Here is a 19,667-nt window from a genome sequence, read left to right on the forward strand (position 1 = left end):
CCGTGAAACCTGCTGCTCGTCGCCGCGCTCGTGAGTGTGCCGTCCAGGCGCTCTACTCCTGGCAGTTGTCCCAGAACGACATCGCTGATGTTGAATACCAGTTCCTGGCTGAACAGGATGTAAAAGACGTTGACGTCCTGTACTTCCGAGAGCTGCTGGCCGGGGTGGCGACTAACACCGCATACCTCGACGGACTGATGAAGCCGTACCTGTCCCGTCTGCTGGAAGAACTGGGCCAGGTAGAAAAAGCAGTACTGCGCATTGCGCTGTACGAGCTGTCTAAACGTAGCGATGTGCCATACAAAGTGGCCATTAACGAAGCGATCGAACTGGCGAAATCGTTCGGCGCAGAAGACAGCCATAAGTTCGTCAACGGCGTACTCGATAAAGCAGCACCTGTGATTCGCCCTAACAAAAAGTGATATCCAGGCCGGTAGATTCACGGAAGACCGTTCCGCGATCGCCGGCCTTTTCTTTTTTACCTGCTGAGGCATAACGTATGGCATGTGGCGAGTTCTCCCTGATTGCCCGTTATTTTGACCGTGTAAGAAGTTCTCGTCTTGATGTCGAACTGGGCATTGGCGACGATTGCGCACTTCTCAATATCCCCGAGAAACAGACCCTGGCGATCAGCACTGATACGCTGGTGGCGGGCAACCATTTCCTCCCTGATATCGATCCTGCGGATCTGGCATATAAAGCTCTGGCAGTGAATTTAAGCGATCTGGCCGCGATGGGCGCCGATCCGGCCTGGCTGACGCTGGCATTAACCTTACCGGACGTCGACGAAGCGTGGCTTGAGTCCTTCAGCGACAGTTTGTTTGATCTACTTAATTATTACGATATGCAACTCATTGGCGGCGATACCACACGTGGACCGCTATCGATGACGTTGGGTATCCACGGTTTTGTCCCGATGGGGCGAGCCTTAACGCGTTCTGGTGCGAAACCGGGGGACTGGATTTATGTGACCGGGACACCGGGCGATAGCGCCGCCGGGCTGGCGATTTTGCAAAATCGTTTGCAGGTTGCCGATGCTAAAGATGCGGACTACTTAATCAAACGTCATCTCCGTCCGTCGCCGCGTATTTTACAGGGGCAGGCGCTGCGCGATCTGGCAAATTCAGCCATCGATCTCTCAGACGGTCTGATTTCCGATCTCGGGCATATCGTGAAAGCCAGCGACTGCGGCGCACGTATTGACCTGGCATTGCTGCCGTTTTCTGATGCGCTTTCTCGCCATGTTGAACCGGAACAGGCGCTGCGCTGGGCGCTCTCTGGCGGTGAAGATTACGAGTTGTGTTTCACGGTGCCGGAGCTTAACCGTGGCGCGCTGGATGTGGCTCTCGGACACCTGGGCGTACCGTTTACCTGTATCGGGCAAATGACCGCCGATATCGAAGGGCTTTGTTTTATTCGTGATGGCGAACCTGTCACGTTAGACTGGAAAGGATATGACCATTTTGCCACGCCATAAAGATGTCGCGAAAAGTCGCCTGAAGATGAGTAATCCGTGGCATCTGCTTGCTGTCGGATTCGGAAGTGGATTAAGCCCAATCGTTCCTGGCACGATGGGATCGCTGGCGGCGATTCCGTTCTGGTATCTGATGACCTTTTTGCCCTGGCAGCTCTATTCGCTGGTAGTCATGCTGGGGATCTGTATCGGCGTCTATCTTTGTCATCAAACGGCGAAAGATATGGGCGTGCACGATCACGGCAGCATTGTCTGGGACGAATTTATTGGTATGTGGATCACGCTCATGGCGCTGCCGACCAATGACTGGCAGTGGGTCGCCGCCGGGTTTGTGATTTTCCGTATTCTGGATATGTGGAAACCGTGGCCGATCCGCTGGTTTGATCGCAATGTGCATGGCGGCATGGGGATCATGATAGATGATATTGTCGCCGGGGTGATCTCCGCTGGCGTCCTGTACTTTATCGGTCATCATTGGCCGCTGGGTATTCTTTGATGCCATTGACCGGGTGGTGTAGTCGATTCCAGACCACCCGGTTTGATTTATAAATGAACAGAGCCCCAATTTTGGGGCACTCTGTTAAAGTAAAATCCGACATCACCGAATATATTATGCGGCGATATTTCAAGGTGTAACTTTGTCACTCATAATTCAATGACACTGAAATATCGTCAGTCGACGAACTCATAATAATTGCTCATATTCTCTGACTGATGCCGAAAAGTATCATCAAAATTATGCTTAATTGTTTCATTAATAGTGTTGAATAATTTGTTAGAAAGATCATCTATTTTGTCTTGAATCTTTGATTTGATTTCATCTTGAATTTCACGGGTAACCAAAAGTTGATTTAATTGATCATCCATTTTGTATTTTGCAATTAATTGTGCAGTTAAAGGTATTTTCTTTAAATAATCATTTTTTGTTATTTTATACTGGTCGGTGAAATCTTGTTTGGCTTGTGCTTCTATATATTTAAAAATTTCATTATACTTTTTCCTGCTTATTTTTCCTTCACGATTCATTGCGCGATTGAATATGTTTTTTAAATGCTGATTGTAGAAAATAAAATTATCGATATCTTGTGTTATTTTAGTGGTTGTTAATTTTTCATCAAATTTTAATGACTCAGGGTTTTTATCTGATTCAATATAGTCAAGAATAATTTTTGCTAATGGGCTAATGTCTTTTTCTTCTGTTGATTCTGCTTCTTTTTTTAATATTGGGTTAAAAAGGTCGGTACGGTAAAGTTTCGTGCCTTTCATCCTGACGATGTCAGGAAGAATAGTGTTTGAAAGATTAGCCTCGCTAAAGTCCACCTTTTGGCAATCACTTTCTGATAAATCTGCCCAATTGAAAGTGGTTTTAACACAGGAGCAGTTAGTTAGAATCATCCCTTTCGTTTCATTCCCATGTGTTTTTTGATAAGTTATCCTTTGTATTATTTGATCTCCTTCTGGATATTGCATCTCAGGTTCTTTACCATATATCACCGCATTATCAAAAATTGCGCCAGTGCAATTCATATTTGTTAGATCGCATTTCATAAATCTACAACTGTTAAAATTAGCTTTTGTACAATTCGCCTTTGTAAAATTGACGTCATCAAAATAAGTATGTTCGAAGTTGACATTGGAGAAGATACAGTTTTCCATATTCATATTGGAAATATTACTGTGTCCTAAATATAGGCCGCTGAAATCGACAACTCCATTATTATCCTTATCTAATTTGATAGAATATATATTTACTACCTCGTTCATAACAGAGATAGTTCCAGTGACTACCAAACTATTTTGGTTATCAGAAAATATAATCTCATGCTTGAACGTAGTGTTGTATGGCTCTGGAAATGTAGAGGCTATTTTCTTCCAGAAACAACAAAGCGTGGTCTGCTTCTGTTTGGGCGAGAGGAGATTAAAATCCAGATTTAAATATGAGTCTAAATCTGAGTTTGCATCTATATTAAAGTTGGGATCCGGTTCTATACGTTCATTTCCAATACTTAATGTATTCATGTATTTATTAATTGATTTAAATGCCTTTTGTTTATCAGTGTATAGAAAAAAATCACAAATTATGTCCCATAGTTTTTCAATAAAATTTTTATTGTAATCTCTTTTCGTTGATTTTATTAAATCTTCAACCGGTACATCAGAAAACCGGATAGGTTGGCTGGAAATGGTTTTCATCATGATTGTAATCCTCTTACATTGACTAAATAAGACAGTTTTAGGGGATATTACCTGGAGAAACTATCAAAAATCGCTCAAAGGGATGAAGATGATGAATAGCTGCAAACTCATTCACCAAGAATTTCTCTTGCAGAGGTGGATTATGGTTACAGAAGATGATGGGAGGTACGTTGTCCCCATCATCGCAGACGATGGGGAATTCAGCAGATAAAATGGGTGAAAAGCGAAATTTACTTAAATCCTACGACCGGATGCGGTTTATACGGCGTTTCCAGTTCAGCAATCTGTTCCGGCTTCAAGGTGATATCCACCGCGTTCAGCAATTCATCAAGTTGTTCTTCCCGCGAAGTACCAATAATCGGCGCGGCAATGCCAGGTTTGCTCAACAACCATGCCAGCGCGACTTGTGCTCGCGTTGCCCCCAGTTCTTCACTGACGCCAGTTAACCGTTCTGCTATCTGCGCGTCATTTTCGTCGCTTTCATTGTAGAGATTTTTTCCTACTTCATCGGAAACCAGTCGTGCGGTGGTTTCTCCCCAGGGACGCGTCAGACGTCCCCGCGCCAGCGGACTCCACGGAATCACCGCTACGCCTTCCTGATAACACAGCGGCAGCATTTCACGCTCTTCTTCGCGATAAATCAGATTGTAGTGATCCTGCATACTGACAAACTGCGCCCAGCCGTGCTGTTTTTGCAGTTCCAGCGCCTGAGCAAACTGCGAGGCGTGCATGGATGACGCGCCGATATAACGCGCTTTCCCGGCTTTTACCACATCGTTCAGGGCTTCCAGCGTCTCTTCGATCGGCGTGTTGTAATCCCAGCGATGAATTTGCAGGATATCGACATAATCCATGCCGAGACGTCGCAAGCTGTCGTCAATAGAGCGCAAAATTTGCGCACGGGATAATCCTTCCGGCAAATCACCAACGCGATGGAACACTTTAGTTGCAACGACCACGTCTTCACGACGGGCAAAGTCCCGCAGTGCACGACCGACGATCTCTTCGCTGCTGCCGTCAGAATAACTATTGGCGGTATCAAAGAAATTTATGCCGCCTTCCAGCGCGCGTTTAATGATGGGACGGCTGCTCTCTTCGGGCAGTGTCCATGCGTGATTACCGCGATCCGGCTCACCAAAGGTCATACAGCCGAGGCAAAGTCGGGAAATGCGAAGGTCGGTTTTTCCTAAGGGGTTGTATTGCATGCTGCCACTCCTGCCATACTCGTCATACTTCAAGTTGCATGTGCTGCGGCTGCATTCGTTCACCCCAGTCACTTACTTATGTAAGCTCCTGGGGCTTCACTCGTTTGCCGCCTTCCTGCAACTCGAATTATTTAGAGTCTATGAATAATTTCTTAAGCATAGCAGGAGTGGAGTAGGGATTATGCCAGCCAGGCTTTGATTTTGGCTTCCATACCGGCGGCATCGAGGCCGAGTTCGGCGCGCATTTCTTCCTGCGTTCCTTGTGGAATAAAGAAGTCCGGCAGGCCAATATTCAGCACGGGTACTGGTTTACGATGGCCCATCAGCACTTCGTTCACGCCGCTGCCTGCGCCGCCCATAATAGCGTTTTCTTCAATGGTGATCAGCGCCTCGTGGCTGGCGGCCATTTCCAGAATTAACGCTTCATCAAGCGGCTTCACAAAACGCATATCGACCAGCGTAGCGTTCAGCGACTCAGCGACTTTCGCTGCTTCCGGCATCAGCGTACCAAAGTTGAGGATCGCCAGTTTCTCGCCACGACGCTTCACAATGCCTTTGCCAATCGGGAGCTTTTCCAGCGGCGTCAGTTCTACGCCTACCGCGTTGCCGCGAGGGTAGCGCACCGCTGATGGGCCATCGTTATAGTGATAGCCGGTATAGAGCATCTGGCGACATTCGTTTTCATCGCTCGGGGTCATAATGACCATTTCCGGAATGCAGCGTAGGTAAGAGAGATCAAAAGCGCCCTGATGGGTTTGACCGTCAGCACCGACAATACCCGCACGGTCAATGGCGAACAGAACCGGGAGCTTTTGAATCGCCACGTCATGCAGCACCTGATCATAGGCGCGTTGCAGGAAAGTGGAGTAGATCGCGACAATGGGTTTGTAGCCACCAATCGCCAGACCCGCAGCAAAGGTCACTGCGTGTTGCTCGGCGATTGCCACGTCGAAGTAGCGATCCGGGAATTTACGTGAAAACTCGACCATGCCGGAGCCTTCACGCATCGCCGGGGTAATCGCCATCAGCTTGTTGTCTTTTGCTGCGGTTTCGCACAACCAGTCGCCAAAGATTTTTGAATAGCTCGGCAGGCCGCCGCTGCTTTTCGGCAGGCAACCGCTGGAGGGGTCAAATTTAGGCACGGCGTGGAAGGTGATTGGATCTTTTTCTGCCGGTTCGTAACCACGACCTTTTTTGGTCATGATATGCAGGAACTGCGGGCCTTTCAGGTCGCGCATGTTCTTAAGCGTGGTGATAAGCCCCAGCACATCGTGACCGTCAACCGGGCCGATATAGTTAAAGCCCAGCTCTTCAAACAGCGTGCCTGGTACTACCATGCCTTTAATATGTTCTTCAGTACGTTTGAGCAGCTCTTTAATGGGCGGAACGCCGGAGAATACTTTTTTCCCGCCCTCGCGCAGTGAAGAGTAAAGCTTGCCGGAAAGCAGCTGCGCCAGATGGTTGTTGAGCGCGCCAACATTTTCGGAAATCGACATTTCATTATCGTTGAGAACCACCAGCATATCGGGACGGATATCGCCCGCGTGGTTCATCGCTTCAAACGCCATGCCTGCGGTAATCGCGCCATCGCCAATGACACAGACGGTGCGGCGATTTTTGCCTTCTTTCTCGGCAGCAACCGCAATACCAATTCCGGCACTGATAGAGGTTGATGAATGCCCGACGCTTAACACGTCATATTCACTTTCGCCGCGCCACGGGAACGGGTGCAGGCCGCCTTTTTGACGGATGGTGCCTATTTTGTCGCGGCGTCCGGTCAAAATTTTATGCGGATAAGCCTGATGCCCCACATCCCAAATCAGTTGGTCAAACGGGGTGTTATAGACGTAGTGCAGCGCTACGGTCAGCTCGACCGTGCCCAGCCCGGAGGCGAAGTGCCCGCTGGAACGGCTCACGCTGTCGAGTAAATAGCGGCGCAGTTCGTCGCAGAGTTTCGGTAAACTCTCTTTTGGCAACAGTCGTAACTCCTGGGTGGAGTCGACCAGTGCCAGGGTCGGGTATTTGGCAATATCAAAACTCATCAGGGGCCTATTAATACTTATTGTTTATTTATTACGCTGGATGATGTAGTCCGCTAGCGCTTCCAGTGCCGAGGTATCGAGTGACTGTTCAGCCAGTTGTTTTAGCGACTGGCGGGCATCGTCGATCAGATCCTGGGCTTTCTTCCGGGCTTGCTCAAGACCCAGAAGTGCAGGGTAGGTACTTTTACCAAGTTGCTGGTCGGCACCCTGGCGTTTACCCAACGTTGCAGTATCTCCCACCACATCCAGGATGTCATCCTGAACCTGGAAGGCAAGGCCGATGCTCTCTGCGTACTTGTCGAGAATTGGCAGAGCACGACGTCCTTTATCTCCGGCGCTTAATGCACCAAGACGAACGGCGGCGCGAATCAATGCGCCGGTTTTATGGCGATGAATACGCTCGAGTGCGTCCAGAGGTACGTGTTTGCCTTCCGCATCTAAATCTAATGCCTGACCACCGCACATTCCGCCAATACCGCTGGCGCTCGCCAGTTCAGAAATCATCGAAATTCTGTCGCGATCCGACACTTCCGGCATATCGGCATCACTTAAAATCGAGAACGCCAGCGTTTGTAAAGCGTCGCCCGCGAGAATCGCGTTTGCTTCGCCAAACTTCACATGGCAGGTCGGCAAACCGCGACGCAGATCGTCATCATCCATTGCCGGTAAATCATCATGAATTAATGAATACGCGTGGACACACTCCACGGCGGCAGCGGGTGCGTCCAGCGTGTTTGTGCTAACGCCGAACATATGGCCGGTGGCATAAACCAGGAACGGTCGCAGGCGCTTACCACCTAATAATGCGCCATACTGCATGGTTTCGACCACGGGAGTGTTCTGAAAGGGCAGTGGGGCAATAAAACGGCTCAGCGCCTGGTTGGCCTGCTTAACGCAGGCTTCGAGTTGCTGCGGAAAGTCCATTACTCATTGTCCGGTGTAAAAGGAGTTAAAGAGGCGTCTTCATTGTCAGACAGCAGAATTTGTACGCGCTGTTCGGCTTGTTGTAATGTGGCCTGCCCCTGACGTGCCAGCTGCACGCCACGTTCGAACTCGTTCAGCGCCTCTTCCAGCGGCAGGTCGCCACTTTCCAGACGGGTTACAATCTGTTCCAGCTCGCTCAGCGCCTTTTCAAAGCTGGCGGGCGCCTCATTTTTCTTCGGCATAATGAATGTCTGACTCTCAATATTTTTCGCCCCGTCATGGTAACGGACTCAGGGCAAATAGCAAATAACGCGCAATGGTAAGGTGATGTGCGCAGCAAAGCGATGTTAGTGGTATACTTCCGCGCCTGGATGCAGCCGCAGGTGTGGGCTGCTGTATTTTTCCCTATACAAGTCGCTTAAGACTTGCCAACGAACCATTGCCGCCATGAAGTTTATCATTAAATTGTTCCCGGAAATCACCATCAAAAGCCAATCTGTGCGCTTGCGCTTTATAAAAATCCTTACCGGGAACATTCGTAACGTTTTAAAGCACTATGATGAGACGCTCGCTGTCGTCCGCCACTGGGATAACATCGAAGTTCGCGCAAAAGATGAAAACCAGCGTCTGGCTATTCGCGACGCCCTGACCCGTATTCCGGGTATCCACCATATTCTCGAAGTCGAAGACGTGCCGTTTACCGACATGCACGATATTTTTGAGAAAGCGTTGGTTCAGTATCGCGATCAGCTGGAAGGTAAAACCTTCTGCGTACGCGTGAAGCGCCGTGGTAAACATGAGTTTAGCTCGATTGATGTGGAACGTTACGTCGGCGGCGGTTTAAATCAGCATATTGAATCCGCGCGCGTGAAGCTGACCAATCCGGATGTGACTGTCCATCTGGAAGTTGAAGACGATCGTCTCCTGCTGATCAAAGGTCGTTACGAAGGTATTGGCGGATTCCCAATCGGCACTCAGGAAGATGTGCTTTCGCTCATTTCCGGTGGCTTCGATTCCGGTGTTTCCAGTTATATGTTAATGCGTCGCGGCTGCCGCGTGCATTACTGCTTCTTTAATCTCGGCGGCGCGGCACACGAAATTGGTGTTCGTCAGGTGGCGCATTATCTGTGGAACCGTTTTGGTAGCTCCCACCGCGTGCGTTTTGTCGCCATTAACTTTGAGCCGGTAGTCGGTGAAATTCTCGAGAAAGTCGACGACGGTCAGATGGGCGTAATCCTCAAACGTATGATGGTGCGTGCCGCGTCTAAAGTGGCTGAACGTTACGGCGTACAGGCGCTGGTCACCGGCGAAGCGCTGGGACAGGTGTCCAGCCAGACGCTAACCAACCTGCGCCTGATTGATAACGTCTCCGATACGCTGATCCTGCGTCCGCTGATCTCTTACGACAAAGAGCACATCATCAACCTGGCCCGCCAGATTGGCACCGAAGATTTTGCCCGCACCATGCCGGAATACTGCGGCGTGATCTCCAAAAGCCCAACTGTGAAAGCGGTTAAGTCGAAGATTGAAGCGGAAGAAGAGAAGTTCGACTTCAGCATTCTCGATAAAGTGGTTGAGGAAGCGAATAACGTTGATATCCGCGAAATCGCTCAGCAGACCGAGCAGGAAGTGGTGGAAGTGGAAACCGTCAACGGCTTCGGCCCGAACGACGTGATCCTCGATATCCGTTCTGTTGATGAACAAGAAGATAAGCCGCTGAAAGTTGAAGGTATCGACGTGGTTTCTCTGCCGTTCTATAAACTGAGCACCAAATTTGGCGATCTCGACCAGAACAAAACCTGGCTGTTGTGGTGTGAGCGCGGGGTGATGAGCCGCCTGCAGGCGCTCTATCTACGCGAGCAGGGCTTTAACAATGTGAAGGTGTATCGTCCGTAATTTGTGGTTTTTACGTCGCATCTGGTCAGATGCGACGTTTGCCGCATCCGACACTACTCGTAATAATTATAAATCCCTGCCGCCATCACCAGTTGTGATGCCACCTCATGGGCCTTCTCACGCCCAACCAGCAGATCGATAATTTTCAGACCAAAGTCGATAGCGGTACCTGGCCCCTGACTGGTCAGCAATTTTACCCGAGCATCCCAGACGACGCGCTTGTCCTGCCATTGTTCAGCGGGAATTTTGTCTTTCAGCGTCGGGAAGCCGGTCATATTGCCAATCGGGAAGATATCGTGCGGGACCAGCACGATGGCTGGCGCGGCGCAAATAGCCGCGACGATACGCCCGGAACGGTGGAACTGTTTAACGGTTTCAACCAGCAGGGTGCTATCACGAAAACACTCCGCGCCTTTAATGCCACCAGGCAGCACGATCACGTCATATTCGCCATCAGCTACTTCGACCAGCGGCGCATCCGCCAGCAGCTTCACGCCGCGTGAGCAGGTAATCGCAAGATTACCATCGCTGGCGACGCTGGCAGTGGTGACGTTGATACCGCCGCGAACCAAGAGATCGATAGTGGTGACGGCTTCAGTCTCTTCACTACCAGGGGCGAGGCAAACCAGTGCCGATGCGCTCATATTCACTCTCCTTTCTTTTTACCATTTCAAACAGGCGGGTGTTTTCCGGTACGGCAATCCCATGCGCGCGAGCGCGGCGTAAGAGAAAACCAGTGATATAGTCGATTTCGGTGTGGCGCAGCGCGCGGATATCCTGCAACATCGACGAAATGTTTTCCGCCGTTGCATCAATCACCTGCATAACATAATCACGCAAATCTTCCGCTGAAGTATGATGCCCTTCGCGTTCGATCACCGCCGCGACTTCTTCGCATATCTGCATAATGTCTTGCGGATGATGTCGTAATTCACCATTCGGGCAATTCCAGATAGCGGTCAGTGGATTAATCACACAGTTGACCGCCAGCTTACGCCACAGCTCGGCGCGGATATTGTTATGCCATGCGACATCAGGTAATACGGTTTGCAAAATATCCGCCAGATAACTGTAATCGCCATCCTGTTGCCGTGCCGGGCCAATATGCGTAATACCATTTGCCACATGAATAATGACATTGCCGTCTCGGCGGGCGGCATGAGTGGTGGTGCCCATCAGTAACGGCTGCTGAATGTTTTGCAACTCTTCGATGGTGCCCATGCCGTTGTGAATTAACAGTATTGGCGTGGTTACAGGCAGTGTAGACGCGAGGCTTTTGACAGCATCGGAAACCTGCCATGCTTTCAGCGTCACCAGGAGCAGATCGCTGGTGGCGAGAAAATCGGGATCGTTGGCGGTCAGAGACTCATTAAATATCGAACCGTCGGTTTCAACCAGATTCACGCTACAATAAGGTTGCGGTACGCGCAGCCAGCCCTGAACGTCGTGACCCTGTTTGCAAAGTGCTGTAAGCCATAATTGCCCTAAGGCACCGCATCCCAATACGGTAATTTTCATTGTTCCTCCTCACCCGCAACCACTCCGGGTGTTCAATAAGGCTATCCCTTAATTGTGCATGCTGTTGCGACTATGCACAATTAAGGGATACGTCCTGGTGCAGGACTGTCGGTTATTTAACTTTGCAGGTATTATGCTTCGCATCAAAAATGAAGGGAGAGGAAAAGATGCCATCTTTCGATATTGTCTCTGAAGTTGATCTTCAGGAAGCACGAAACGCGGTCGATAACGCGAGCCGCGAAGTGGAGTCCCGTTTTGACTTCCGTAACGTTGAAGCCTCATTTGAGCTGAACGACGCCAGCAAAACCATCAAAGTGTTGAGCGAGTCCGACTTCCAGGTCAATCAGTTGCTGGATATTCTGCGTGCCAAGCTGCTGAAGCGCGGCATTGAAGGCAGTTCGCTGGATGTACCGGAAAATATCGTTCATAGCGGTAAAACCTGGTTTGTGGAAGCGAAACTGAAACAGGGCATTGAAAGCGCGACCCAGAAGAAAATCGTCAAGATGATCAAAGACAGCAAACTGAAAGTGCAGGCGCAAATTCAGGGCGATGAGATCCGTGTGACGGGCAAATCTCGTGATGATTTGCAGGCTGTCATGGCGATGGTACGTGGTGGCGATCTGGGTCAGCCGTTCCAGTTCAAAAACTTCCGCGATTAATCGCGACAACCTGCGCTTTGTTCATGTCAGATGCGGCATGAACGTCTGATTCGGCCTACAAAGATTTGTCACTCAGGAACTTTGTAGGCCTGAAAAGCGTAGCGCAACAGGCAATTCGCCTCGTTTTTTATGCCTGACGAATTGCCTGTTCAACCTCAAAGCGATTCGTCACTTTGCTGTCGATTTTCACATAAGCTGAATGTTCTTCTTCTGCAATCAACACTTCTTTGACACCCGCAGTTTCCATCAAACGCACTTTTAACGTCTCGTTTGCGGCAATGTCCGATGGGATTTCAATGCGCAAGCTGCTGACATACGGCGGTTCTTTCATGGTACTGGCGACTGCCAGCCACACTGCGGCCAGCATTGCGCCAGCGAGAAATACGCCCTGACCGTCAAACATGCCGTCAATCCAGCCACCCAGCGAACCGCCAATGGCCACGCCAAGAAACTGGCTGGTGGAGTAAACGCCCATCGCCGTACCTTTGTAACCGGCTGGCGACTCTTTACTGATAAGCGAGGGGAGGAGGGCTTCCATCAAATTAAACGCCACAAAGAAAAGCTGCACGCCGACCACCAGTTGCCAGAACTGCGTTTGTGCGTTCCACAACACAATTTCCGCAACGACGATCAGCCCGACGCAGAAGACAAAGACTTGCTTCATTTTGCGCTTAACTTCCGCGTAGATAATGAAAGGCACAACCGAGCCAAAGGCGATTAACATCGTCGCCAGATAGACCTTCCAGTGCTCAGCCGCCGGGAATCCCGCATCAGCCAACTGTCCGGGCAGGGCAACAAACGTCGACATCAGCAGCATGTGCAGACACATAATGCCGAAGTTGAGTTTCAGCAGTCGCGGTTCTGCCAGCACTTTGCTGAAACTGCCTTTCACCATTCCGGACTCACGATTAAGTACGTGCGTGCTGCTGTTGGGCACAACCCAAATGGTCAACGCAATACCGGTCGTTGCCAGAATAGCGATCATCCAGAACAGCGCGTGCAGTCCAAGTTTGTGAGTGATGATAGGGCCAAGTACCATCGCAATGGCGAAGGTAATGCCAAAACTCACGCCGATAAACGCCATCGCTTTGGTGCGGTTTTGTTCGCGCGTGAGATCAGAAAGTAGCGCCATAACGGCAGCGGCAATCGCTCCAGAACCTTGTAACGCCCGGCCCAGAATAATTCCCCAGATTGAGTCGGAAAGCGCAGCGATAACACTACCGGCAGCAAACACCGCCAGCCCGCCGACAATTAATGGTTTGCGACCAATACGGTCTGAGAGCAGGCCAAACGGAATCTGAAAAACGGCCTGAGTCAGGCCATAAATACCAATGGCAATACCGATTAATGCTTCACTGGCACCTTGCAGTGCCATACCGTACGTAGTTAGAACCGGCAGTACCATAAACATGCCCAGCATGCGCAATGAAAATACGGTCCCTAAACCCCAGGTCGCGCGCCGCTCACCTGGCGTCATTTTATAATCGTTCATTACCACCTCTTAAAAAATTGCCCACATAGTGTAGTGCGGAGCGCATGTTGGGTAAACAGAGTGTTAATGAGTAAATATTACATAAGAGAGTGATTTTTACGTCAGGCATGCGCTTCTCTCGTATTCTTGCCATTAATACTTTGTGTGTTAAATATAACAAATGAAAAGCTCACCTGATTTTATCCTGCCACGAATGATATTATTTTCGGATTTGTTGATGAGCGTGTGATTTTTTATTAAAGGATGGTGTTATTTTATCGCAATAAATAGAGGTGTTGGAGGTGCTGGTTATTCTGCTTCAGCTTAAATGTTTACTTATTACCTGGGGTTGTTATGGCTGTGTATTTATTCATGAAGTGGATGTATGGTGGTTAGGTATATTGAAAAATATTGTGATGGATGCATAAAGGTTATTTATGTTAAATGAAAAGAGTTTATTGGCTATTTTATTAATTGCCTCACAAGGTTCACTGGCAAGCGAGAAAGCGCATGAATTGTATGACAGCATATACAGTGAAAAGCCTGCCCCCGATGTGATAAGGACACTGCATAAAATGGCTGAGTCGGGGGATGTCGACGCGCAAAGCCTGTTAGGCTGGGAATATTATCAGCCCCGCTACGATACCAAACCCAACGTTCAGGAAGCCATTAAATGGTTCGAGTTAGCCGCTAAACAAGGTGATGAAGAAGCTCCGTTAGCGCTGGGGGATATCTACTACGAAGGTGAACAGGTGCGAGTGGATTACGCCAAAGCGTATGCGTTATTTAATCAGGCTACGCAACGCGGTGTGAATTTAGCATGGTCCAGGTTGGGCATGATGTACGCCAATGGTCAGTATGTCGAGGTGGATTGTAGTAAAGCGAAAGAATATCTTGATAAGGGTGTTCACATTTATGCTGGTCCGGAAGACTTTATGGCCGCCTGTCGAAAAGATATGATTGACAGAAAAACGGTTGACGATACGTTACCTGTGATCACGATTACCCGTTCTGGAATGCGGGATAATTTTTTAGATAAAGGTTTTTCCTGCATGGATAGCCTCTTTGCCAAAACCAATAAATTAGGCGAAGTGGCCAATCTTCGTGTTACGTACAACATCAAGAGTCCGTCAGGTAAGGAAACTATTCAAACGGTCGGCTTTGCACCTTTCGGCTTAAACCGACTGGATATTAACTTTACAGATTACCGGCTTGATTCATTTACCAGTAATTCGTTGCTTATTCTTTATAAACCGGAATTTGAACGAAAATCTTGTGCAGCAATAAGGACCACAATCGTTGCCGCAACGGCAACCATTAAAGGCAAGGATGTGGACCTGATGAAAGCGGGGGCAATTGAACAAAAGTGGTAACGCTGCTCAGTCCCCGGCTGAGGCAAAACTTGCCATGGCCGGAGGCGATAATAATCTAAGCCGCGAGAATATGCTGAATCGCTAAAAACATCGGTACAGCACCGAAAACATTGGGCCTCGCTGAAAGCTGAACAAAGCCGAGACGAGTATAAAAGTTAATGGCGGCAGGGTCAGCATCAAGATAAACCCCTTTAATTGGTAATGCCCGGTGAATTATTTTTACATGTTCAAAAAAATCACATAGTAGGTCCTGACCAAAGCCCCGCTTTTGATATTTCCGCGCTACCCCTAACATGACTAATCTGACAACACCAATCTCTGAAGGTTGTGAACCCTGAAGGACGCCAGAAACGCGTTGTCTTTCCAGCGAATATGCCGTAAAAGTACAGATGCCAATCAGTTCACCACTTTGTCTGTCAATAAGTGCTTTAGCAGCACAGTCGCTATTACGCACACTTTTCTTTAGCGATGCGCGTACAAATTTATCGATAACAGGGTTACCGCAATCAAACTGTTTTTGCCCAGGATAAGTAATATCAGACTGATAATTACAGGAGAGGACTATGGGCAGAGTAATCTCTTCATGCTTGTCGACCATCGCTGTTTTTCCTTTTCATTAACGCCTTGAGGGCGAGCGTCGGTTGAGCAGGTTCAGCGATGAGTTGGTTCATCAGTTCCCAGCTTTGATTCGAAAGCTCACGGCGACGTTGGTTATCAAGCACACTTTCGGCGCGTTCCATAGCTGCGCTCAAAATAAAAGCGCTTAAATCTACCCCAACGGCTTGCGCAGCTTCACGAAGTTTGTTTTTGGCGTCGGGACTGGTTTTGAGTTCAACCCGCGCATTTTTCAGCGTTTTATCGATATCGGGTAGAGCGACTGTTTTTCCAGGCATTATGACCTCTTTGATTAACTGAATGAAATCGTAGGGAGTCGATCTCATGCATAATACGGCTATCAACCGTATGATTAATTTATGTGCATATACTCACTCTGTCAAGAGATACGGTTATTAGCCGTATCTCTGTTCTCAGACAATAAAAAAGGTGCCGTAGCACCTTTTTTATAGAGAGGTTGTGTTACCACACAGCAGCCAGCAGCGTATGCGAGTCCGGCACCATAAAATCAACGGACATCATTACCGAGAGGGCAGTGATGGCGATGATCGAGAAGCCGAATAGCTTGCGCGCCCAGATTCGATCATCAGCAACTTTATAACCACGCAGCGCCATACCTAACCACCAGACGCTAACCGCCGCGGCGACCACCAGATATTTATATCCAGCGTAACCGCCAAGAGAGAGCATCAGCGTGGCAACAGCAAAGGCGATGATATACAGCGTGATGTGGTTTTTCGCTACCGAAATGCCTTTCACCACCGGCAGTACCGGAATGTTTGCCGCCTGATAATCCTTAAAGCGGAAAATGGCGATGGCATAAGAATGAGGCATCTGCCACAGGCTGAAGATAGCCAACAGGATTGCTGCGCCGCTATCGAACTCGCCTGTCACTGCACAGTAGCCAATCACCGGCGGCGCTGCGCCGGAGAGCGAACCAATCAACGTGCCGTAGACCGAGTGGCGTTTCATGTACAGGCTGTAAACGCCGACATAAACCACAAAGCCCATCACCCCCAGCCAGCAGGCCAGCGGATTCGCGCCAAACCACAGCAGCATAAAGCCAGCAATACCCAGCAAGGTGGCGTACACCAGCGAGACAGCAGGAGAGATCAGGCCCTTAACCAGCACCCGATTCTTCGTCCTTTCCATCTTTCTGTCGATATCCCTGTCGATGTAGTTGTTAAACACACAACCCGACGCCACAACCAGTGACACCCCAACCAGCGTGTAGATAAACAGGGGATAATCAATGCTGCCCTTTGAGGCCAGCAAGAATCCCCCAATCACCGAGATCAGGTTGCCAAAGATGATGCCTGGTTTCGTTACTTGCAGGTATTGCTTAAACATCATAACCGCCGCTCTTAGTGCATCATCATGTTGTAGTTGAGGTTCCACATAATCCAGATGGAGCCGACAACCAGGATAGCGATGATTAGCACGGTGAAGACAAACGCCGTCATGTTCCAGCCTTCATCTGATTTGGTATTCATGTGCAGGAAGCACACCAGATGCACCAGAACCTGTACCACTGCCATTGCCAGGATTGTTCCCAGAATTACGGCCGGAGAGGCAGCCCCTGTCATCACCATCCAGAACGGAATCACCGTCAGAATGATCGACAGGATAAAACCTGTCATGTAGGTTTTTACGCTGCCATGGGACGCGCCGCTGTGATCGGTAGAATGACTCATTACATCGCCCCCATCAGATAAACAACAGTGAACACACAGATCCAAACCACATCCAGGAAGTGCCAGAACAGGCTCAGGCACATGATGCGGGTACGGTTAGTGCTGGTCAGGCCGCGACGGGCGATCTGCACCATCAGCACTGCCATCCAGATAAGACCGGAAGTGACGTGCAGACCGTGCGTGCCGACCAGCGCAAAGAACGCTGACAGGAAGCCGCTGCGATCCGGGCCCATGCCGTTAACAATCAGGTGATGGAATTCATAGATTTCCATCCCGATAAATCCGGCACCAAACAACCAGGTCAACGCCAGCCAGGAGATAACCTGGCTTTTGTTGTTTTTGTACATGGCGATAGCCGCCATGCCGTAGGTGATGGAGCTGAACAACAGCAAGAAAGTTTCAACCAGAACGAACGGCAGTTCGAAAATGTCCTTACCTGTCGGGCCACCTGCGGTGCCGTTCACCAGAACGGCATAGGTAGCAAACAAGATAGAGAACAGAATGCAGTCGCTCATCAGGTAGATCCAAAATCCGAAGATTTTGTTTCCGCCTGCATCGTGGTGCCCGTGTTCGTGCGCGTGGGCAGTCGCGTGCGTCAAAGTATCAGTTGCCATTTGTCAGCCCTGCCTTAGTAATCTCATCGAAATGCTGGTTTTCCAGTTTTTCGATTTCTGCCACCGGCACGTAGTAATCCACGTCCTCGTCGAAGCTTTTCACGATCCAGGTGATGATCATGCCTGCGAAGCCAACAATCGCCAGCCACCAGATATGCCAGATCATGGCGAAACCGAAGATGGTGGAGAAAGCCGCAATGACGATACCGGCACCGCTGTTTTTCGGCATATGAATTTCTTCATAGTGGTCGGGCTTTTTGTACGCTTCGCCTTTCTCTTTCATTTCCCAGAATGCATCACGCTCGTGAACGTGCGGCACAACGGCAAAGTTATAGAACGGAGGCGGGGAAGAGGTTGCCCACTCCAGCGTACGGCCACCCCACGGGTCGCCGGTCAGGTCACGGTTCTGGTCGCGGTCGCGAATAGAAACGTACATCTGAATAACGAGGCAGAGAATACCCAGCGCAATCAGTACAGCACCGCTGGCTGCAATCATCAGCATGGTGTGGAACTGCGGGTCAATCTGCTGGCTCAAACGACGGGTCATGCCCATGAAGCCCAGCGCATACAGCGGCATAAAGGCAACGAAGAAGCCGATGATCCAGAACCAGAACGCGCGTTTACCCCAGGTTTCGTTCAGTTTGAAACCGAACGCTTTAGGCCACCAGTAGGTCATCCCTGCGAAGCAGCCGAAGACCACGCCGCCGATGATAACGTTATGGAAGTGTGCAATCAGGAACAGGCTGTTATGCAGAACGAAGTCTGCGCCAGGTACTGCCAGCAGCACGCCTGTCATACCGCCCACCGAGAAGGTGACGATAAAACCGATGGTCCACAGCATCGCAGAATGGAACACGATGCGGCCCTGATACATGGTGAACAGCCAGTTGAAGATCTTCACCCCGGTCGGGATGGCGATAATCATCGTGGTGATACCAAAGAAGGCGTTTACGTTCGCGCCTGCACCCATCGTAAAGAAGTGGTGTAGCCAGACGATGAACGACAGCACGGTGATACAGACGGTTGCCCATACCAGCGAGGTATAACCAAACAGACGTTTACGCGAGAAGGTTGCCGCAATTTCGGAGAACACACCGAAAACAGGCAGGATCAGGATGTAAACTTCCGGGTGGCCCCAGGCCCAAATCAGGTTGATGTACATCATCATGTTGCCACCCATATCGTTGGTAAAGAAATGGGTGCCCAGATAGCGATCCAGGGTCAACAACGCGACGGTAACCGTCAGAATTGGGAAGGAAGCAATAATCAGTACGTTCGCGCACAGAGATGCCCAGGTAAATACTGGCATCTTGAACATGGTCATGCCCGGTGCGCGCATCTTCAGAATGGTAACGAAGAAGTTGATACCGGTAAGCGTCGTACCTATACCGGATAGCTGGAGACTCCATATCCAGTAATCGACACCGACTCCCGGACTGTACTCTATTCCCGATAGCGGTGGATACGCCAGCCAGCCGGTCTGCGCAAATTCGCCCACGCCGAGAGAAACGTTTACCAGAATCACACCAACAACGGTAAACCAGAAGCTTAAGTTGTTGAGGAACGGGAACGCAACGTCACGCGCGCCGATCTGCAGCGGAACCACCAGGTTCATCAGACCGATAACGAAAGGCATCGCCACGAAGAAGATCATAATCACGCCGTGCGCGGTGAAGATCTGATCGTAGTGGTGAGGTGGCAGGAAGCCCGCTTCGCCCGCAGAGGCAAGGGCCTGCTGGCTACGCATCATAATGGCGTCAGCAAAACCACGCAGCAACATCACAATCGCCACGATGATATACATGATACCGAGGCGTTTATGGTCAACGGAGGTCAGCCACTCTTTCCACAGGTAGGTCCACTTACCGAAGTAAGTGATCAGGCCAACGAGCGCCAGACCTCCCAAAATAATGCCAGCGATCGTAACCATGACGATAGGTTCATGGAACGGGACTGCATCAAGTGATAATTTTCCGAACATCTTTA

At 49.7% G+C, this 19,667-nt stretch carries 20 protein-coding genes; 6 read left to right on the forward strand and 14 right to left on the reverse strand.

Annotated features, from left to right (window positions below):
- Positions 1-2 precede the first annotated feature (2 nt).
- The 3 genes from nusB (at position 3) to pgpA (ending at position 1,970) form a co-directional block, all read left to right on the forward strand.
- Entirely contained in the window at positions 3-422 is a 420-nt protein-coding gene (gene nusB, locus QUF14_RS02395) for a transcription antitermination factor NusB (protein WP_000801125.1), read from the forward strand.
- A gap of 77 nt (positions 423-499) precedes the next feature.
- Entirely contained in the window at positions 500-1,477 is a 978-nt protein-coding gene (gene thiL / locus QUF14_RS02400) for a thiamine-phosphate kinase (protein ID WP_000742109.1), read from the forward strand.
- Positions 1,455-1,970, forward strand: coding sequence for a phosphatidylglycerophosphatase A (gene pgpA / locus QUF14_RS02405; protein WP_000154047.1), 516 nt, complete (start codon positions 1,455-1,457; stop codon positions 1,968-1,970). The genes thiL and pgpA overlap by 23 nt, the downstream gene beginning before the upstream one ends.
- 176 nt (positions 1,971-2,146) lie before the next feature.
- Here the strand turns inward: pgpA and QUF14_RS02410 are convergent, their stop codons facing one another.
- The 5 genes from QUF14_RS02410 to xseB form a co-directional block, all read right to left on the reverse strand.
- Positions 2,147-3,670: a pentapeptide repeat-containing protein gene (locus tag QUF14_RS02410; protein ID WP_000978307.1), complete on the reverse strand. Its 1,524-nt coding sequence runs from the start codon at positions 3,668-3,670 to the stop codon at positions 2,147-2,149.
- A 230-nt stretch (positions 3,671-3,900) separates the two neighbouring features.
- Entirely contained in the window at positions 3,901-4,875 is a 975-nt protein-coding gene (gene yajO / locus QUF14_RS02415; RefSeq protein WP_001199776.1) for a 1-deoxyxylulose-5-phosphate synthase YajO, read from the reverse strand.
- A gap of 179 nt (positions 4,876-5,054) precedes the next feature.
- Complete coding sequence (dxs, locus tag QUF14_RS02420) at positions 5,055-6,917, reverse strand: 1-deoxy-D-xylulose-5-phosphate synthase (RefSeq protein WP_000006813.1); 1,863 nt, start codon at positions 6,915-6,917, stop codon at positions 5,055-5,057.
- Between the two features lie 24 nt (positions 6,918-6,941).
- Complete coding sequence (ispA, locus tag QUF14_RS02425) at positions 6,942-7,841, reverse strand: (2E,6E)-farnesyl diphosphate synthase (protein ID WP_000347242.1); 900 nt, start codon at positions 7,839-7,841, stop codon at positions 6,942-6,944.
- Complete coding sequence (gene xseB, locus QUF14_RS02430) at positions 7,841-8,083, reverse strand: exodeoxyribonuclease VII small subunit (RefSeq protein WP_001124940.1); 243 nt, start codon at positions 8,081-8,083, stop codon at positions 7,841-7,843. The genes ispA and xseB overlap by 1 nt, the downstream gene beginning before the upstream one ends.
- 205 nt (positions 8,084-8,288) lie before the next feature.
- On the opposite strand from xseB, the gene thiI reads away from it, so the two are divergent.
- Positions 8,289-9,737 (forward strand): tRNA uracil 4-sulfurtransferase ThiI, encoded by a 1,449-nt coding sequence (gene thiI, locus QUF14_RS02435; protein ID WP_000668697.1) that lies wholly within the window; start codon positions 8,289-8,291, stop codon positions 9,735-9,737.
- A gap of 53 nt (positions 9,738-9,790) precedes the next feature.
- Here the strand turns inward: thiI and yajL are convergent, their stop codons facing one another.
- The gene (yajL, locus tag QUF14_RS02440; protein WP_001276328.1) at positions 9,791-10,381 is read right to left on the reverse strand and encodes a protein deglycase YajL; all 591 of its coding nucleotides are present in this window, start codon (positions 10,379-10,381) and stop codon (positions 9,791-9,793) included.
- Positions 10,344-11,255, reverse strand: a complete 912-nt coding sequence (panE, locus tag QUF14_RS02445) for a 2-dehydropantoate 2-reductase (protein ID WP_000705835.1) — start codon at positions 11,253-11,255, stop codon at positions 10,344-10,346. The genes yajL and panE overlap by 38 nt, the downstream gene beginning before the upstream one ends.
- Before the next feature lie 167 nt (positions 11,256-11,422).
- Between panE and yajQ the strand changes: the two genes are divergently transcribed.
- The gene (gene yajQ / locus QUF14_RS02450) at positions 11,423-11,914 is read left to right on the forward strand and encodes a nucleotide binding protein YajQ (RefSeq protein WP_001138904.1); all 492 of its coding nucleotides are present in this window, start codon (positions 11,423-11,425) and stop codon (positions 11,912-11,914) included.
- A gap of 127 nt (positions 11,915-12,041) precedes the next feature.
- Here yajQ and QUF14_RS02455 read toward each other — a convergent pair whose 3' ends face one another.
- Entirely contained in the window at positions 12,042-13,406 is a 1,365-nt protein-coding gene (locus QUF14_RS02455) for an MFS transporter (RefSeq protein ID WP_001000980.1), read from the reverse strand.
- Positions 13,407-13,822: 416 nt separating this feature from the next.
- Between QUF14_RS02455 and QUF14_RS02460 the strand changes: the two genes are divergently transcribed.
- On the forward strand, positions 13,823-14,758 hold the full coding sequence (locus QUF14_RS02460) for a tetratricopeptide repeat protein (protein WP_100733868.1): 936 nt from the start codon (positions 13,823-13,825) through the stop codon (positions 14,756-14,758).
- Positions 14,759-14,813: 55 nt separating this feature from the next.
- On the opposite strand, the gene QUF14_RS02465 is transcribed toward QUF14_RS02460, so the two are convergent.
- From QUF14_RS02465 to cyoB, 6 genes are all read right to left on the reverse strand, one after another.
- Positions 14,814-15,356, reverse strand: a complete 543-nt coding sequence (locus QUF14_RS02465; RefSeq protein ID WP_000227789.1) for a GNAT family N-acetyltransferase — start codon at positions 15,354-15,356, stop codon at positions 14,814-14,816.
- Entirely contained in the window at positions 15,340-15,651 is a 312-nt protein-coding gene (locus QUF14_RS02470; RefSeq protein WP_001353405.1) for a type II toxin-antitoxin system TacA family antitoxin, read from the reverse strand. Before QUF14_RS02470 ends, QUF14_RS02465 begins: the two co-directional genes overlap by 17 nt.
- 184 nt (positions 15,652-15,835) lie before the next feature.
- Positions 15,836-16,726 carry a heme o synthase gene (gene cyoE, locus QUF14_RS02475; protein WP_000971336.1) on the reverse strand — a complete coding sequence of 297 codons (891 nt, stop codon included), beginning with the start codon at positions 16,724-16,726 and terminating at the stop codon, positions 15,836-15,838.
- Between the two features lie 11 nt (positions 16,727-16,737).
- The gene (locus QUF14_RS02480; RefSeq protein WP_000019869.1) at positions 16,738-17,067 is read right to left on the reverse strand and encodes a cytochrome o ubiquinol oxidase subunit IV; all 330 of its coding nucleotides are present in this window, start codon (positions 17,065-17,067) and stop codon (positions 16,738-16,740) included.
- On the reverse strand, positions 17,067-17,681 hold the full coding sequence (locus tag QUF14_RS02485; RefSeq protein ID WP_000179807.1) for a cytochrome o ubiquinol oxidase subunit III: 615 nt from the start codon (positions 17,679-17,681) through the stop codon (positions 17,067-17,069). The genes QUF14_RS02480 and QUF14_RS02485 overlap by 1 nt, the downstream gene beginning before the upstream one ends.
- Positions 17,671-19,662: a cytochrome o ubiquinol oxidase subunit I gene (gene cyoB / locus QUF14_RS02490; RefSeq protein WP_000467181.1), complete on the reverse strand. Its 1,992-nt coding sequence runs from the start codon at positions 19,660-19,662 to the stop codon at positions 17,671-17,673. The genes QUF14_RS02485 and cyoB overlap by 11 nt, the downstream gene beginning before the upstream one ends.
- Between the last annotated feature and the right edge of the window lie 5 nt (positions 19,663-19,667).

The organism is Escherichia sp. HH091_1A (assembly GCF_030295175.1).
Lineage (GTDB): Bacteria > Pseudomonadota > Gammaproteobacteria > Enterobacterales > Enterobacteriaceae > Escherichia > Escherichia coli_F.

Bases quoted from the DNA above. Each gene is read 5' to 3' on its own strand.
- thiL (WP_000742109.1), top strand. From the start codon at position 500: ATGGCATGTGGCGAGTTCTCCCTGATTGCCCGTTATTTTGACCGTGTA.
- pgpA (WP_000154047.1), top strand. From the start codon at position 1,455: ATGACCATTTTGCCACGCCATAAAGATGTCGCGAAAAGTCGCCTGAAG.
- QUF14_RS02410 (WP_000978307.1), bottom strand. From the start codon at position 3,670: ATGATGAAAACCATTTCCAGCCAACCTATCCGGTTTTCTGATGTACCG.
- yajO (WP_001199776.1), bottom strand. From the start codon at position 4,875: ATGCAATACAACCCCTTAGGAAAAACCGACCTTCGCATTTCCCGACTT.
- dxs (WP_000006813.1), bottom strand. From the start codon at position 6,917: ATGAGTTTTGATATTGCCAAATACCCGACCCTGGCACTGGTCGACTCC.
- ispA (WP_000347242.1), bottom strand. From the start codon at position 7,841: ATGGACTTTCCGCAGCAACTCGAAGCCTGCGTTAAGCAGGCCAACCAG.
- xseB (WP_001124940.1), bottom strand. From the start codon at position 8,083: ATGCCGAAGAAAAATGAGGCGCCCGCCAGCTTTGAAAAGGCGCTGAGC.
- thiI (WP_000668697.1), top strand. From the start codon at position 8,289: ATGAAGTTTATCATTAAATTGTTCCCGGAAATCACCATCAAAAGCCAA.
- yajL (WP_001276328.1), bottom strand. From the start codon at position 10,381: ATGAGCGCATCGGCACTGGTTTGCCTCGCCCCTGGTAGTGAAGAGACT.
- panE (WP_000705835.1), bottom strand. From the start codon at position 11,255: ATGAAAATTACCGTATTGGGATGCGGTGCCTTAGGGCAATTATGGCTT.
- yajQ (WP_001138904.1), top strand. From the start codon at position 11,423: ATGCCATCTTTCGATATTGTCTCTGAAGTTGATCTTCAGGAAGCACGA.
- QUF14_RS02455 (WP_001000980.1), bottom strand. From the start codon at position 13,406: ATGAACGATTATAAAATGACGCCAGGTGAGCGGCGCGCGACCTGGGGT.
- QUF14_RS02460 (WP_100733868.1), top strand. From the start codon at position 13,823: ATGTTAAATGAAAAGAGTTTATTGGCTATTTTATTAATTGCCTCACAA.
- QUF14_RS02465 (WP_000227789.1), bottom strand. From the start codon at position 15,356: ATGGTCGACAAGCATGAAGAGATTACTCTGCCCATAGTCCTCTCCTGT.
- QUF14_RS02470 (WP_001353405.1), bottom strand. From the start codon at position 15,651: ATGCCTGGAAAAACAGTCGCTCTACCCGATATCGATAAAACGCTGAAA.
- cyoE (WP_000971336.1), bottom strand. From the start codon at position 16,726: ATGATGTTTAAGCAATACCTGCAAGTAACGAAACCAGGCATCATCTTT.
- QUF14_RS02480 (WP_000019869.1), bottom strand. From the start codon at position 17,067: ATGAGTCATTCTACCGATCACAGCGGCGCGTCCCATGGCAGCGTAAAA.
- QUF14_RS02485 (WP_000179807.1), bottom strand. From the start codon at position 17,681: ATGGCAACTGATACTTTGACGCACGCGACTGCCCACGCGCACGAACAC.
- cyoB (WP_000467181.1), bottom strand. From the start codon at position 19,662: ATGTTCGGAAAATTATCACTTGATGCAGTCCCGTTCCATGAACCTATC.